Source organism: Achromobacter xylosoxidans A8 (assembly GCF_000165835.1).
Lineage (GTDB): Bacteria > Pseudomonadota > Gammaproteobacteria > Burkholderiales > Burkholderiaceae_B > Achromobacter > Achromobacter xylosoxidans_B.
Genome location: NC_014640.1, coordinates 6,687,566 through 6,702,008 on the forward strand (window position 1 = coordinate 6,687,566; position 14,443 = coordinate 6,702,008).

Here is a 14,443-nt window from a genome sequence, read left to right on the forward strand (position 1 = left end):
GAATCACTGCGCCCGCAGGCGCTCCAGACGCGCTGCTCGGACCTGTTCCTTGATACGCGCGGGATCTCCGGCGCAGGCGCGGGCGATGACCCCGGCATCCACGCCGCGCACGGCCGCCACGCGCGACAGCCAAGCCGGGCGGTCCACGGCACGCAGCACCGCGGCCGTATCCAGCAGATCGACAAAGCGTTCCGGCTTGCGCAGCGCGTCGGCACGCTCCATCAGCCCCAACTGCGCATCGGCAGGGTCCGCGCCCTGCTCCGCGGCATCCAGCCCCGCCAGCACTTCCGGCAGCAGCCGCGCGTAATCATTGCATTCGGTAGGCACGCGCAGGCGGCGGCCCATGGCGTCGCGTTCTGGCGTCAGCCGGCACAGCAAGGCGTAGCGGCCCGGCAGCGATAGGTCTTGTGCGGCCGCGCGGTCCACATCCGCCGCGGTCTGGTCCACACCTTGCAGCTCGGGCATCACGCGCGCCAGCGCCCCGCATTGCTGGAGGATGCCCAGCATGCGCGACGGCGCCGCCGCCATCAGGCCGCGCGACAATTCCTTCCAGACCCGCTCGGCCACCAGCGCATCGGCCTCGCCGGCCTCGACCATGCGGCGGCACAGTTCGATGGTTTCGGGCGCCACGGAAAAATCGCCAAAGCGCGCCGCGAAGCGGGCCAGCCGCAGGATGCGCACCGGATCCTCTTCGAAGGCCTCGCCGACGTGGCGGAAGATGCGGTCGCGCACGTCCGCCGCGCCGCCCAGGGGATCGACCAGTTCGCCGTCCTGCGTCTGCGCGATGGCGTTGACGGTCAAGTCGCGACGGCGCAAGTCCTCTTCCAGCGTGACATCGGCGCCGGTGTAGAAGGTGAAGCCCTTGTAGCCCCGCCCCGATTTGCGTTCGGTGCGCGCCAGCGCGTATTCCTCTTTGCTGCGCGGATGCAGGAAAACGGGGAAATCGCCGCCCACCGGCACGAAGCCGCGGCGCGCCATGTCCTCGGGCGTGGCGCCGACCACGACCCAGTCGTGGTCGCCGGGCGGCAGGCCGAGTAGCGCATCGCGCACCGCTCCGCCCACGATATAGACCTGCAGGCCGTCGGTGGCCGGATCCCGCGTCATGGAATCGAGGTGCTTTCCGCGCCCAGCGGCACGATGTTGCCCAGGCGTTCCTTCAGGGACTGGGACTGGCCGGTGAACATGGCCGCGTAATAGACCGAGTTGGACATCACGTTCTTCACGTAGGTGCGCGTTTCGTTGAACGGGATGGTCTCGGCGAAGATGGCGCCTTCCACCGGATGCGTGAAGGTCGAGCGCCAGTTGTGCGGACGGCGCGGGCCGGCGTTGTAGCCCGCGCTGGCCAGCATCTGCGAACCGTTCAGGTCGCGCAGCACCATGTTCAGATAATTGGTGCCAAGTTCGGTATTGGTGTCGAAGTCGTTGACGCTGTCGGGCGTGAAGTTGCTCATGCCGATCTTGCCCGCGACCCACTTGGCGGTGGCCGGCATCAGTTGCATCAGGCCGGATGCGCCCACGTGCGAACGCGCGTCCATGATGAAGCGCGATTCCTGGCGGATCAGGCCGTAGACCCAGGCCGGGTCCAGCGCGATGGCGTTGGCCTTGGCGGTGACGCGGCCTTCGAAGGGCGCGATGAAGCGCTGGCTGAAATCGAACTCTTTTTCCGTGCGGTCGGAGGTGTTGACCACGCGGTCGTAGATGTTCTCGGCGCGCGCCAGTTCGGCGGCGGCCATCAGTTGGCGGTCGCTCATGCCGCGCAGCGTGAAGTTCCATTCCGGCACGGCTTCGGCGCGCCAGCCCAGGCGGAAGAGCTGGATCGCGCGGCGCAGGCCGGGATTGGCGCGGGCCTCGGTGATTTCCTGGTCGCTGATGGGCGCGGGACGCGGCGGCACGGTGATGCGGCGGCCCAGTTCCTCGGCGGCAAGTTGGCCGTAGAAGTCGAAGCGGTCGGCGATGCTGGCGTAGGCGGTGGCGGCCTGTTCCTTGTTGCCGCGCGCGGCCTGGCCGCGAGCTTTCCAGTAGATCCAGGACGAGTCGGCCTGCTGCGAGGCCGGCATCTGGTCGATGGATTCCATCACCCACTTCCAGTCGATCTTGGGCTGGCGCAAGGCGGCGCGCACCTTCCAGGCGGCGTTGTACTCCGTCATGCGGATGTGGCCGGCCTCGTGGTACCAGTCGTCGGCGCGGCTGTCGAGATTCAGCGCGGCAACCAGCGCGTACTGGCCGCGGACCCAGGCCAGGTTCGACTTGGCCATGGACTTGGACCAGTCCCCGGACTTGCCCCATTCGCGGCGCAGGTAGGAATCGGCCACGCTGACATCGGAGCGCGCCAGGCGCGCCAAGGCGATGGTCACCAGCTCCTTCTCGTTGCGGCCCACGGGCTGACGGCTCTGGCGCGTCAGCCACTTCATGGGATCCTTCATGAGCAGGTCATAGGTTTTCAGGTCGCCCGGCTCGAACATGTACTGAGCGAATTTGCGCGCGTCGGCCGTCTTGTTGGCCTCGATGGCGTCGCGCAGCTGGGGTTCCAGTTGTTCCCAGCCCATGATGCTGTCAGCGACCAACTGGTCGTACAGCGCCCAGCAGGCGCCGCCCGGCGCGAACACGGCCGCGGCCTGCGCCGCGTTAACGCGCTGCCCGGTCATGTGTTTGGCATCGAGGATGGCGCACTCGATCTGCGCATTGCTGTTCTTGACGGGCGCGAGCTTGCGCACGGTTTCGAAGTCGCCGCTGCGGGCGGCGGCCAGCAGCCAGTCGCCGCGCAGGCGGTCGGCCAAATAGGCGTCGGAATTGCCGCTGATGAATTTCTGCAGGTCGGCGGTGGGCCGGCCCGTGGCGGGCGGGGTCCACAGCTGATAGCGCAGCAGCCAGTATTCGGGGTACATGCCCAGCGGGTCCGGCTTGGCCTGCGGCACCAGCGCGCCCAGCACGGACCACTGCTTGCGGTTCATGGCTTCGCGCGCCGCGACCACGGCGGCCAACGCGGGCGTCTGGGAAGTGGGCGGCAGGCCCGCCAGCACGGCCGGCGGCACGGAAATGGCGGGTTGCGCCGCCTGCACGGCGGGCTCGGGCTGGGTCTTGACGGACGCACTGCGCTGTTGCGCATCCACCGGCGCACAGGCCGCGGTGAACAGCGCCAGCAGCGGCAGCCAACGGCGCAGGCCGGGAGCAGCTTCGGATGTGGCGGCGGGCCCGGATTTCCGCGCGGTTTTCTGATACCGTCCGGATTGCAGAGTCTGTGTCATGCCCTGTCCCTCATACACTGGCCTTGCCGTACGCCAGCATGCCGGCAATCCGCATTTTCGTCCGCACTTTCGCCCGCACGTTCGCCATCATTTGTCCATCCCTCTTACAGCCACCGCATGACTACGCAAAATACTCCAGAGGATACCGCAGTACAGCTACGCGCGCGATTGCGAAAACTGCGCGCCGAACTGCCGGAAGACCAGCGTAGCCGCGGCGGCCTGCTCATGCGCGCCCGCTTGTTCACCTGGCTGAACGTGGCGCGCGACGAAGCCGTGCGCGCCGGCCGCCCCGCGCCAGCCACCGTGGCCGCCTTCTGGCCCATGGCCGACGAGCCCGACCTGCGCCCCCTGCTGCAGCAATGGGTCGAAAACGGCGTGGCCGTGGCGCTGCCCGTGGTGCGCGAACGCAACGCCCCGCTGGCCTTCCTGCCCTGGACGCCGGACGCCGAATTGCGCGCCGGCCCCTACGGCATCCAGGAACCGGTCGCAGGCCCCGAACTGCTGCCGGACGTGGTGCTGGTGCCTACTCTGGGCTACACCGAACAGGGCGACCGCCTGGGCTACGGCGGCGGCTATTACGACCGCACCCTGGCCGCGCTACGCGACCGCGGCCACCCGTTCATCGCCATCGGCATCGCCTGGAGCTGCGGCGAACTGGACGCCGGCCATGAACCCGCCGCGCACGACTTCCCGCTGGACGCGGTGCTGACCCAGGACGGCTGGGTGCCCCAGGCGCCGCTGGAACAAGGCGGCACGGGCGGCACCACGCTGCACAGCTTCCGCATGAACTGACGCACCAGCTTAGACCTGCCAGCTTGCACCAAAACGGTGCATGACCTAACATAGCCTGCGAGGCCGGCCACGCCCCCGGCCCTATTACGCAGCACGCCGCGCACCTTGCGCGGCCCGTCTCGGCGGCGCCACCGCGCTGCCCCATCCGTTCCCCCTGGCCCAGCTTTTCCGCGCCAGCCCGACTGACCCCGTTCAACCCGCCAGCCCCGGCCAGTCCGCGCCTGGCGCTTGCGCCATCCCTGGCCTCAGCCGCCGCGGCGATGGCGCCGCAACGCCCTTCGGAGGATATTGGTCCCCAGGGGCGCGCCCCGCGCGTGCCAGCCAGGCTGGCACGCGTGTTGCTTAATCCTTTGCAACCGGCCGGACATCGGCCGGGCGGTTGTCGCGCGCGAGCGCGGCGGCCAGCACCTGTACCGGAGGAGCCATGAAGGACAGATCACCCCGTCCCGCCGCCTATGACGAAATGCGCGACAGCGCCGGCGGCATACGCTCCCATTGCCAGGCTTTCGAGCGCTGGCACGATGAGCAGTCCGCGCAGGCCATGGCCGCGCGCCGCCTGGAAGCGGACCTGAGCTTTCGCCGGGTCGGCATCACGTTCTCGGTGGCGGGCGACGCGGCCGGCACCGAACGGCTCATCCCCTTCGACCTGATCCCGCGCATCATCCCCGCCGACGAATGGCGCCTGCTCGAGGCAGGCCTGAAACAGCGGGTGCGCGCGCTCAACATGTTCATTCACGACATCTATCACGGGCACGACATTGTGCGGGCCGGCGTCGTGCCTGCCGAACAGGTTTTCCTCAACGCCCAATACCGCCCCGAAATGCAGGACGTGGACGTGGCCGAGGACATCTACTGCCACATCGCCGGCGTGGACATCGTGCGCGCCGGCGCGGGCGAGTTCTATGTGCTGGAAGACAATCTGCGCGTGCCGTCCGGCGTGTCCTACATGCTGGAGAACCGCAAGATGTCGATGCGGCTGATGCCAGACGCCTTCAGCCGCATCAAGGTGGAACCGGTGGCGCATTACCCCGACCTGCTGCTGGACAACCTGCGCGAAGTGGCGCCGCATGGCGGTGACGATCCCACCGTGGTGGTGCTGACGCCAGGCATGTACAACTCGGCCTACTTCGAGCACGCCTTCCTGGCGCAGCAGATGGGCGTGGAGTTGGTTGAAGGCCAGGACCTGTTCGTCGAGCAGAATACCGTCTACATGCGCACCACGCAGGGGCCCCGCAAGGTGGACGTGATCTATCGCCGCCTGGATGACGACTTCCTCGACCCGCTGTCGTTCCGCGCCGATTCCGCGCTGGGCGTGCCCGGTCTGCTGTCGGTGTACCGCGCCGGCCGCGTCACGCTGGCCAATGCCATCGGCACCGGCATCGCCGACGACAAGTCCACTTACCTGTACGTGCCGGACATGATCCGCTTCTACCTGGCCGAGGAACCGATACTGTCCAATGTCCCGACCTGGCGCTGCAACCGGCCGGATGAACTGTCGCACGTGCTGGCCCACATGCACGAACTGGTGGTGAAGGAAGTCCACGGTTCGGGCGGCTACGGCATGCTGGTGGGGCCGTCGGCCTCGCGCGCCGAGGTCGACGCGTTCAAGGAGCGGGTGCGCGCCAATCCCGCCAACTACATCGCCCAGCCCACGCTGGCGCTGTCCACCGTGCCGACCTACGTGGAATCGGGCGTGGCGCCGCGTCACGTGGACCTGCGCCCCTACGTGCTGTGCGGCAAGGACATCCGCACCGTGCCGGGCGGCCTGTGCCGCGTGGCCCTGATCGAGGGTTCGCTGGTGGTCAACAGCAGCCAGGGCGGCGGCACCAAGGACACCTGGGTGCTGGAGGAGAACTGAACATGTTGAGCCGAACCGCAGACAATCTGTTCTGGATGTGCCGCTATACCGAGCGCGCCGAGAACACCGCCCGCATGCTGGACGTGAACCTGCAGATGTCGCTGCTGCCGCAGGACGCGCAGACGCGCGAAGGCTCGTGGCTGGCGGTGCTGCGCATCTCCGAGCTGCAGGGCCTGTACCAGAGCAAGTACGCCTCCATCTCGCCGCACGACGTGCTGCAGTACATGGTGCGCGATCCCGAGAATCCCTCATCCATCTATGCCTGCATGCGCGCCGCCCGCGAGAACGCGCGCGCCGTGCGCGGCAGCCTCACCACCGAGGTCTGGGAAACCTACAACACCACCTGGCTGGAACTGCTGAAGCATCTGCATACCGGTCTGCTGGAGCGCAACCCGGGCGAGTTCTTCGAATGGGTGAAGTTCCGTTCGCACCTGGCGCGCGGCGTCACCATCGGCACCATGCTGGAGGACGAGGCCCTGTACTTCCTGCGCATCGGCATGCACCTGGAACGCGCCGACAGCACCGCGCGCATGCTGGACGTGAAGTTCCACGAACGCAGCGCCAATGGCCAGGACGGCCGAACTGAGCCCGCCGGCGCGGCGGCGCTGCAAAGCGAGTTCTACCGCTGGTCGGCGCTGCTCAGTTCGGTATCGGGGCTGGAGATCTACCGCAAGGTGTATCGCGACGTCATCACCCCTGACCGCGTGGCGGAGCTGCTGATCCTGCACGGCGACATGCCGCGCTCGCTACTGGCCTCGATGCGCGCGGTGGCCGACGACCTGGCGCGCGTTTCCAACCAGCGCTCGACCGAAACCGAGAGGCGCGCCGGCATGCTGTGCGCGGAACTGCAATACGGGCGCGTCGAAGACATCCTGGACAGCGGCCTGCACCAGTACCTGGAGCGCTTCCTGGACCGCATCAACGATCTGGGCAACCGCATCAGCCAGGACTTCCTGGTGCCGCTGTCCGCCTAGGGAGACCGGAATGAAACAGATCATCACCCACCTCACGCACTACCGCTACACCGCGCCGGTCACCTACAGCATCCAGACCCTGCGCCTGACCCCGCGCGACGACGAGCACCAGCGCGTGCTGCGCTGGCACATCGAAGCGCCCGGCGCGCTGGACAAGCAGGTGGACGCCTACGGCAACATCACGCACACGCTGACGCTCAACCAGCCGCACAGCGACATCGAACTGCGCGTGGTCGGACAGGTGCTGGTGGCGCCGCTGGAACGCGGCCTGCTGGGCAGCGAGGACAGCCGCCTGCCGGTGCACGCCTATTGCGTGCAGACGCCGCTGACCCAGGCCGACGACACCGTCATGGCCTTCGCGCGTGGCGTGTTGCCCAGCGGCCTGAACACGCCCGACGACATCCTGGCCCTGGCCACCGCGGTCAGCGACCGCGTCGCCTACGAACCCGGCACCACCGATGTCACCACCGCCGCCAACCAGGTGCTGGCCATGGGCCACGGCGTCTGCCAGGACCATGCCCACCTCTTCCTGGCCTGCGTGCGCGGCCTGGGCGTGCCGGCCCGCTACGTCAGCGGCTACCTGTACACCACCGCCGAGCACGCGGCCAGCCACGCCTGGGCCGACGTCTGGCTGCCCGACGTGGGCTGGACCAGCGTGGACGTCACCAACCGTCAGTTCGCCTCCGACTGCCACTGCCGGCTGGCGGTGGCGCGGGACTACGACTCGGCCTCGCCGGTGCGCGGCGTGCGCAGCGGCGGGGGCCAGGAATCCATGGAGGTCAGCGTGCAGGTCCAGACCAGCGCCCAGCAGTAACATCCCGCGGGCCGCGCCGCAATACAATGCGGCGTGGTTTTCCCAATTTCAGATCATGACCTACTGCGTCGCCGCCCGCCTTGATTCCGGCCTGGTTTTCCTGGCCGACTCCCGCACCAATGCCGGAGTCGACCAGATCAGCGTCTTCCGCAAAATGACCGTGTTCGAGCGTCCTGGCGACCGCGTGATGGTGCTGATGAGCTCCGGCAACCTGGCGGTCAGCCAGGCCGTGCTGAACGCGCTGGCGCGCCAGCATGACGAAGGCGGCGAAACCGTCTGGAACGCGCCCGACATGTTCGAGGCCACCCGCCGCGTCGGCGCCGCGGTGCGCGACGTCTATCACCGCGAAGCCCCCGCCCTGCGCGAGCAGGGCGTGGACTTCAACGTCAACCTGATCTTCGGCGGCCAGATCGGCACCGAGCGCTGCCGCCTGTTCCAGGTGTATTCGGCCGGCAACTTCATCGAAGCCGGCCAGGAGTGCCCGTACTTCCAGATCGGCGAAGCCAAGTACGGCAAGCCCATCCTGGACCGCGTGCTGCGTCCCGACACCTCGCTGGACGAAGCCGCCAAGTGCGCCCTGATCTCCATGGACTCCACCCTGCGCTCGAACATCTCGGTGGGCCTGCCGCTGGACCTGCTGGTCTACGACACGCACTCGCTGCGCGTCACGCACTTCGCCAGCATTGACGAGCACAACGAGTACTTCCGCATGATCCGCGGCACCTGGGGCGAACGTCTGCGCCAAGTCTTCGCCGAGATCCCGGACCCGCTGTGGACCCAGCCCGACTCGCCGGATTCGCTGGTGCCGCCCAGCCGCGTGCACCAGCCGCTGCGCGCGGAGCCGGTGGACGTGCCCGCGGCAAGCTATGCCGCGCCACAAGTGCTGGCAGAGGATCCGGGCAAGGATCAGGCGAACTAGGAGCACTGTTTCACGTTCCGCTATCGGAAGCCCACAGGCAGCAACTTTATTGCGGTGGGCTTTTGCACATGAACGATCGCCCTTCCGCGTAAACCCTCCTTTCCAGCAACCGAAGCCCGGCTTGCGGAACCGCGAATTCTCATCCGGGCGTGGGCGCGCCACACTGGTGTCCGGCCGTCATGCTTTGCCTTGGGGGCCTCGACAACACCACAAGGAGCGAGACATGCCCCCCATCTACGCGCGCGCACTCAAGCGCGCGGCCTGGCCCGTGCTGGCCCTGTCCTGCCTGGTTTCTGGCAACGCCGGCGCGCAAGGCGCCTATCCCAACCACCCCATTTCGCTGGTCGTGCCGTTCGCGGCGGGCGGGCCGACCGACGTCGTGGCGCGCAGCCTGGGCGCGTCCATGTCCAAGACGCTGGGCCAGAGCATCATCATCGAGAACCGCACCGGCGCGGGCGGCACGCTGGCATCGCAGCACGTGGCGCGCGCCGCGCCCGATGGCTATACCTTCCTGATCCACCACAACGGCATGGCCACCGCGCCGGCGCTGTACCGCAAGCTGTCGTTCAATCCGCTGACGGACTTCGCCTATGTCGGACAGGTGGCCGACGTACCGATGACGCTGCTGGGCCGCAAGGACCTGCCCGCGGATGGCATGAAGGACTTCATCAAGTACGCCAAGGAAAACGGCAACAAGATCAACCTGGCCAACGCCGGCCTAGGCGCGGTGTCGCAGCTCTGCGGCATGCTGCTGCAGGAATCGCTGGGCGTGCAGTTCACCACCGTGCCCTACGCCGGCACAGCGCCGGCCATGACCGCGCTGCTGGGCGGCCAGGTGGACGTGCTGTGCGACCAGACCACCCAGACCATCCCGCAGATCAAGGCCGAACGCGTGAAGCTATACGGCGTCACCACGCTGGACCGCATCAAGACCCTGCCCGATGCGCCGACCCTGCAGGAAAACGGCCTGAAGGACTTCGAGGTCAAGGTCTGGCATGGCGTCTACGCGCCCAAGGGCACGCCGCCCGAGGCCATCGCCAAGTTCAACGAGGCACTGCGTGCCGCGCTTAAGGATCCGGCCTTCACGCAGAAGATGGCGGAACTGGGCGCCGAGATCGTGCCGGAATCCAAGCAGACGCCGCAGGGCCTGCAGACCTGGCTGCAGTCCGAGGTCGACAAATGGGGCGGCATCATCCGCAAGGCGGGGGTGTACGCCGACTGACGGCACGGAGGGACAGCGGCGGTTGCCGCTGCCCGTTCATGAATATATATTCCCGTGCATGAGTACGAACGACGTAAAAAGCGCCAGGCGCGTCCTGGACATCCTGCAGTTCTTCGCCGCGACGCGGGCGCCGGCCACGCTGTCGCAGATCTCGGCCGGACTGGGCATCCCCAAGTCCAGTTGCCTGGCCTTGCTGGACACCTTGGAAGGCGACGGCTACGCGCATCAGACCGCGGGCCGTTATTACCTCACCCGCCGTTGGCTGAACGAGGCCCGCACGGTCGCCGAGCATGATCAACTGACCACGCGCATCCGGCCCACGCTGGAAGCGCTGCGCGACGAGCTGGACGAGACCCTGATCCTGGCCCAACGGTCCGGCGACCAGGTGGTCTACCTGGACGTGGCCGAACCCGAGCGCATCGTGCGTTTCACCGCCAGGGTCGGCCAGCAGAAACCGCTGCATGCCTCCGCCTCCGGACGCGCGCTGCTGGGCGCCATGCCGCCCGCCGAGCGCGAAGCGCTGGCCACGCGCCTGCCCCTGGACCGCTACACCGGCAAGACGGTCAAGACACACAAGCAGCTGCTGCAGCTGATCGAAACCGAAGCCAGGCGCGGCTGGCACGTCAACCTGGCGGAACATCAGGCCGACACCCTGTCGGTTGCCGCGCCGCTGGTGCTGTACGGCGCCGTGCTGGCGCTGGTCGTCGGCGCGCCGCTGGACCGCTCTGCCGCCAAGGCAGACCGCATCGGCCAGACCTTGCTTGCCGCCAGCCGCGAACTCACGCAACGCCTGGACAGCCCGGCGCCCGCCGCGCCTGCCTACTAAGGCCAGTCCCTAAAAAGGGACGCGCCAAGCCCCGGCCTCCTCCCTGTCCCTGACATGGGACGGCCGCCCCCCTTTCCTGCTCCCCGCCACGCGCTCTCCGTGGTGGTGGTGGCGCACGTCCGCGCCCGCCACCACCGCAACGACTGCTGCGGGTTTACGCCAAGCAAAAACCATTGCCCGCCCTCGTTCATATCTATAAACTTTTGTTCAAGAGTAAGAACGCAGATCGGATTTACCGGCAGCGCGCTCTCGAAATCCGGGCCGCTCCCGGCGCTCCACACACGAAGGAAAGAATATGGCTGGCCTCTACTACGAACAGTTTTCTCCCGAACAGACGTTCGAACATGCCTGGACCCGCACCCTGACCGAAATGGACAACGTGCTGTTCAGCTCCCTGACGATGAACGTGCAGCCGCTGCACCTGGACGCGCACTTCGCGGCGCAGACGGAATTCGGCAAGCCCCTGGTCAACAGCCTGTTCACGCTGGGTCTGCTGATCGGCATGACAGTCAACGACACCACCCTGGGCACCACGGTCGCCAACCTGGGCATGACCGACGTGAACTTCCCCAAGCCCGTTTTCGCGGGCGACACCCTGCACGTGCGCACCCGCGTGCAGTCGATGCGCGAGAGCAAATCGCGCCCCAACGCCGGCATCGTCGAGTTCGAGCACACGGCGCTGAACCATCGCGACGAGGTGGTGGCCACGTGCAAGCGTTCGGCCCTGATGCGCAAGCGTCCCGCCTGAGCTGCCGCCGCATCGGGAGAACCGTAATGACCCGCTCTCTGTTGTTCGTACCCGGCGATTCCGGGCGTAAATTCGATCACGCGGCCGCCAGCGCCGCCGATGCCCTGATCCTGGACCTGGAAGACTCCGTCGCTCCGGACCGGAAGCCAGCGGCGCGCGCGGAAGTCCGCACCATGCTGGAGCGTGGCGCTCCGGCCAAGCAGCTATGGGTACGCATCAACGCGCTGGATAGCGGCGACGCCCTGGCCGACCTGGCCGCGGTGCTGCCTGCCGCTCCTTACGGCATCGTGCTGCCCAAGTGCTCCGGCCGTGCCGACCTGCTGCACCTGTCGCACTATCTGGACGCTTTCGAAACCGTGGCCGGCACGGCGCCCGGCGCCACGCGCATCCTCGCCATCGTCACCGAAACCGCGCAATCCCTGTTCGGGCTGCACGACTACCGCGATGCCACGCCCCGGCTATGGGGACTGTCCTGGGGCGGCGAAGACCTGGCCGCCGACGTCGGCGCGCTGCGCAACCGCGACGCGGGCCGCTATACAGAACCCTTCCGCCTGGCGCGCTCACTGTGCCTGATGGCCGCCGCCGCCGCCGGCGTGCGCGCGATCGACACGGTCTGCGTCGATCTGGATGCGCCCGAGGTGCTGGCCGCCGAGGCCGGCGAGGCGTTCCGTGACGGTTTCGTCGGCAAGATGGCGATCCATCCGCGCCACGTCGATGCCGTCAACGCCGCGCTGAGTCCGGACGACGGCCAATTACAGTGGGCCCGTGCGGTCATCGCAGCTTTCGCCGCAAACCCGGGCGCGGGGACCTTGCGGCTGGACGGCAAGATGATCGACCGTCCGCACCTGCGCCTGGCGCGCCGCCTGCTGGGGGAGGACTGACCATGCCCGGACCACTGCACGGCATACGCGTCATCGACATGACCAGCGTCGGCATGGGACCCATGGCCACCCAGATGCTGGGCGACATGGGCGCCGACGTGATCAAGGTGGAATCCGCCGAGGGCGACGTGTTCCGCCACGTCACGCCTCAGCGCCACGCCGCCATGAGCCATACCCATCTGAATCTGAACCGCAACAAGCGCAGCGCGGTGATCGATGCCAAGACCGCCGAAGGCCGCGCGCAGCTGGACGCGCTGATCGGCGGCGCCGACGTCTTCATCTCCAATATGCGCGCCCCAGCCATGCGCCGCCTGGGCCTGGACTACGCGACGCTGCAGCCCCGCTTTCCCGAGCTGGTCTATTGCGCCTGCTACGGCTATTCGGAGCAAGGCCCCTACGCGGGACGCGCCGCCATCGACGACACCATCCAGGCCGCGTCCGGCATGGCTTGGCTGCAGGGCGGCGCGGGCGCCGAGGCGCCGCGCTATGTCAACTCCGTGGTCGCCGACAAGGTCGTGGCGCTGTACGTGGCCAACGCCGTGACCAGCGCGCTGTTGGCGCGTGAACGCGGCGCGGGCGGCCAGGCCGTGGAAGTGCCGATGTTCGAATGCATGGTGGCCTTCCTGGCGCCCGAACATCTGGCCGGGCTGACCTTCGTGCCTCCCGAAGGGCCGGCGGGCTACACGCGCCTGCTCAACGAGTACCGCCGCCCCTTCCGCACCCAGGACGGCTACATGAGCGTGGTGCCTTACACCACGCCGCAATGGCAGCGCTTCTTCGCGCTGGCCGGCAACCCCGAGATGGCGCAGGACCCGCGCTACCTGACGCTCAACAGCCGCAGCAAGCATTTCCCCGAGCTGTACAGCTATGTCGAAAGCGTGTTGGGCACGCGCACCACCGCGCAATGGATCGAACTGCTGGCGAGCGCCGACATCCCCTACGCGCCGGTCAATGGCTTCGAGGAATTGCTGGCCGATCCGCACCTGCGGGCCACCGGCTTCTGGCATGAATCCGAGCACCCCACCGAAGGGCGCCTGATCCAGGCAGGCCTGCCAGTCAGCTTCAGCCGCACGCCGGCGGATATCCGGCGGCACCCGCCCGGACTGGGCGAACACACAGCCGAAATCCTGGCGGAAGTCCAGGCCGGCCGGGCCGCCTGAGCCCAGGTTCCAAGCACGAGGAGACAGACATGAAAAACAACATCCAATCCGCCCTGATCGCCGCCGCGCTGTGCCTGCCGTCCCTGGCAGGCGCGGCCCCCGGCTACCCGCAGGCGGACAAGCCTATACACTTCGTGGTCGGCTTTCCCGCCGGCAGCACCATCGACAACGTCTCGCGCGTGGTGGTCGACGATATCCGCGCCCGCAGCGGCGCGCAGATCATCGTCGAGAACAAGCCCGGCGCGCTGGGCGTGCTGGGCGTGGACACGGTGGCGCGCGCCGCGCCCGACGGCTACACCATGATGCCGAGTTCCAGCGCCACCAGTTCGTCCGGCCCTTACCTGTCCAAGGCCTTCCAGCGCTACGACGCCATGAAGGACTTCACCCAGGTCGGACGCGTGGTCCGCTTCGACGTGGTCATCGTCACCCGCGCCGCCGGCCAGCATGGCGATGCGCGCCAGCTGGTGGCGGCGGCCAAGGAGAAGCCAAACTCGGTGACCAGCGGCTATGGCTCGGGCACGGGTCAGGTCGTCGCGGCGGCGTTCAGCCGCGCTGCGGGCGCCGACGTGCTGGCCGTGCCCTATAAGGGCCAACCGGCAGCCATCACCGACCTGCTGGGAGGGCGTATCGATTTCGTGGCGGCCGACCTGGGGGCCGTGCTGCCCCAGATCCGCGCCAAGAACCTGAACGCCGTGGCCCTCGTTTCCAATAAGCGTTCGACCATCCTGCCGGCCGTGCCCACCGCCCAGGAACTGGGCATGGGCAGCCTGGACCTGACCGGCTGGATCGGCGTGGCCGGCCCCGGCGGACTGGCGCCCGAGGCCGCACAGTGGTGGTCCGAGCAACTGACGGCCACGATGCGCGAGCCCGCGATCCAGGAAAAGCTGCGCGCCATGGGCATGGAGCCCGATCTGGCCACGGGCGAACCGCTGCAGCAGTTCGTGCGGTCCCAATACGACGCTTGGGGCCAACAGATCCGGCAGGCGGGCATCCAGCCGGAGTAA

The 14,443-nt window shown here is 67.9% G+C and carries 13 protein-coding genes; 11 read left to right on the top strand and 2 right to left on the bottom strand.

Annotated elements, in window-relative coordinates; all coding sequences use genetic code 11:
• Positions 1-3: 3 nt before the first annotated feature.
• Positions 4-1,104 (bottom strand): tRNA CCA-pyrophosphorylase, encoded by a 1,101-nt coding sequence (locus tag AXYL_RS30795; protein ID WP_013396799.1) that lies wholly within the window; start codon positions 1,102-1,104, stop codon positions 4-6.
• Complete coding sequence (locus AXYL_RS30800; protein ID WP_013396800.1) at positions 1,101-3,245, bottom strand: lytic transglycosylase domain-containing protein; 2,145 nt, start codon at positions 3,243-3,245, stop codon at positions 1,101-1,103. The genes AXYL_RS30795 and AXYL_RS30800 overlap by 4 nt, the downstream gene beginning before the upstream one ends.
• 117 nt (positions 3,246-3,362) lie before the next feature.
• Between AXYL_RS30800 and AXYL_RS30805 the strand changes: the two genes are divergently transcribed.
• The 11 genes from AXYL_RS30805 to AXYL_RS30855 all read left to right on the top strand — a co-directional run bounded on the left by AXYL_RS30805 (position 3,363) and on the right by AXYL_RS30855 (position 14,443).
• A complete protein-coding gene (locus AXYL_RS30805; protein ID WP_013396801.1) occupies positions 3,363-4,037 on the top strand; it encodes a 5-formyltetrahydrofolate cyclo-ligase in 675 nt (224 codons plus the stop codon).
• A 424-nt stretch (positions 4,038-4,461) separates the two neighbouring features.
• A complete protein-coding gene (locus AXYL_RS30810; protein ID WP_013396802.1) occupies positions 4,462-5,895 on the top strand; it encodes a circularly permuted type 2 ATP-grasp protein in 1,434 nt (477 codons plus the stop codon).
• A 2-nt stretch (positions 5,896-5,897) separates the two neighbouring features.
• Complete coding sequence (locus AXYL_RS30815) at positions 5,898-6,869, top strand: alpha-E domain-containing protein (protein WP_013396803.1); 972 nt, start codon at positions 5,898-5,900, stop codon at positions 6,867-6,869.
• Between the two features lie 10 nt (positions 6,870-6,879).
• Positions 6,880-7,683, top strand: coding sequence for a transglutaminase family protein (locus AXYL_RS30820; protein ID WP_013396804.1), 804 nt, complete (start codon positions 6,880-6,882; stop codon positions 7,681-7,683).
• Positions 7,684-7,738: 55 nt separating this feature from the next.
• Entirely contained in the window at positions 7,739-8,602 is an 864-nt protein-coding gene (locus tag AXYL_RS30825) for a proteasome-type protease (RefSeq protein WP_013396805.1), read from the top strand.
• 223 nt (positions 8,603-8,825) lie between these two features.
• Positions 8,826-9,824, top strand: coding sequence for a tripartite tricarboxylate transporter substrate-binding protein (locus AXYL_RS30830; protein WP_013396806.1), 999 nt, complete (start codon positions 8,826-8,828; stop codon positions 9,822-9,824).
• A 58-nt stretch (positions 9,825-9,882) separates the two neighbouring features.
• Positions 9,883-10,650 (top strand): IclR family transcriptional regulator, encoded by a 768-nt coding sequence (locus AXYL_RS30835; protein ID WP_013396807.1) that lies wholly within the window; start codon positions 9,883-9,885, stop codon positions 10,648-10,650.
• A 295-nt stretch (positions 10,651-10,945) separates the two neighbouring features.
• Positions 10,946-11,398: a MaoC family dehydratase gene (locus tag AXYL_RS30840; RefSeq protein ID WP_013396808.1), complete on the top strand. Its 453-nt coding sequence runs from the start codon at positions 10,946-10,948 to the stop codon at positions 11,396-11,398.
• A gap of 26 nt (positions 11,399-11,424) precedes the next feature.
• Entirely contained in the window at positions 11,425-12,279 is an 855-nt protein-coding gene (locus AXYL_RS30845) for an HpcH/HpaI aldolase/citrate lyase family protein (protein WP_013396809.1), read from the top strand.
• 2 nt (positions 12,280-12,281) lie between these two features.
• Positions 12,282-13,439: a CaiB/BaiF CoA transferase family protein gene (locus tag AXYL_RS30850; RefSeq protein ID WP_013396810.1), complete on the top strand. Its 1,158-nt coding sequence runs from the start codon at positions 12,282-12,284 to the stop codon at positions 13,437-13,439.
• A gap of 29 nt (positions 13,440-13,468) precedes the next feature.
• On the top strand, positions 13,469-14,443 hold the full coding sequence (locus tag AXYL_RS30855; protein WP_013396811.1) for a Bug family tripartite tricarboxylate transporter substrate binding protein: 975 nt from the start codon (positions 13,469-13,471) through the stop codon (positions 14,441-14,443).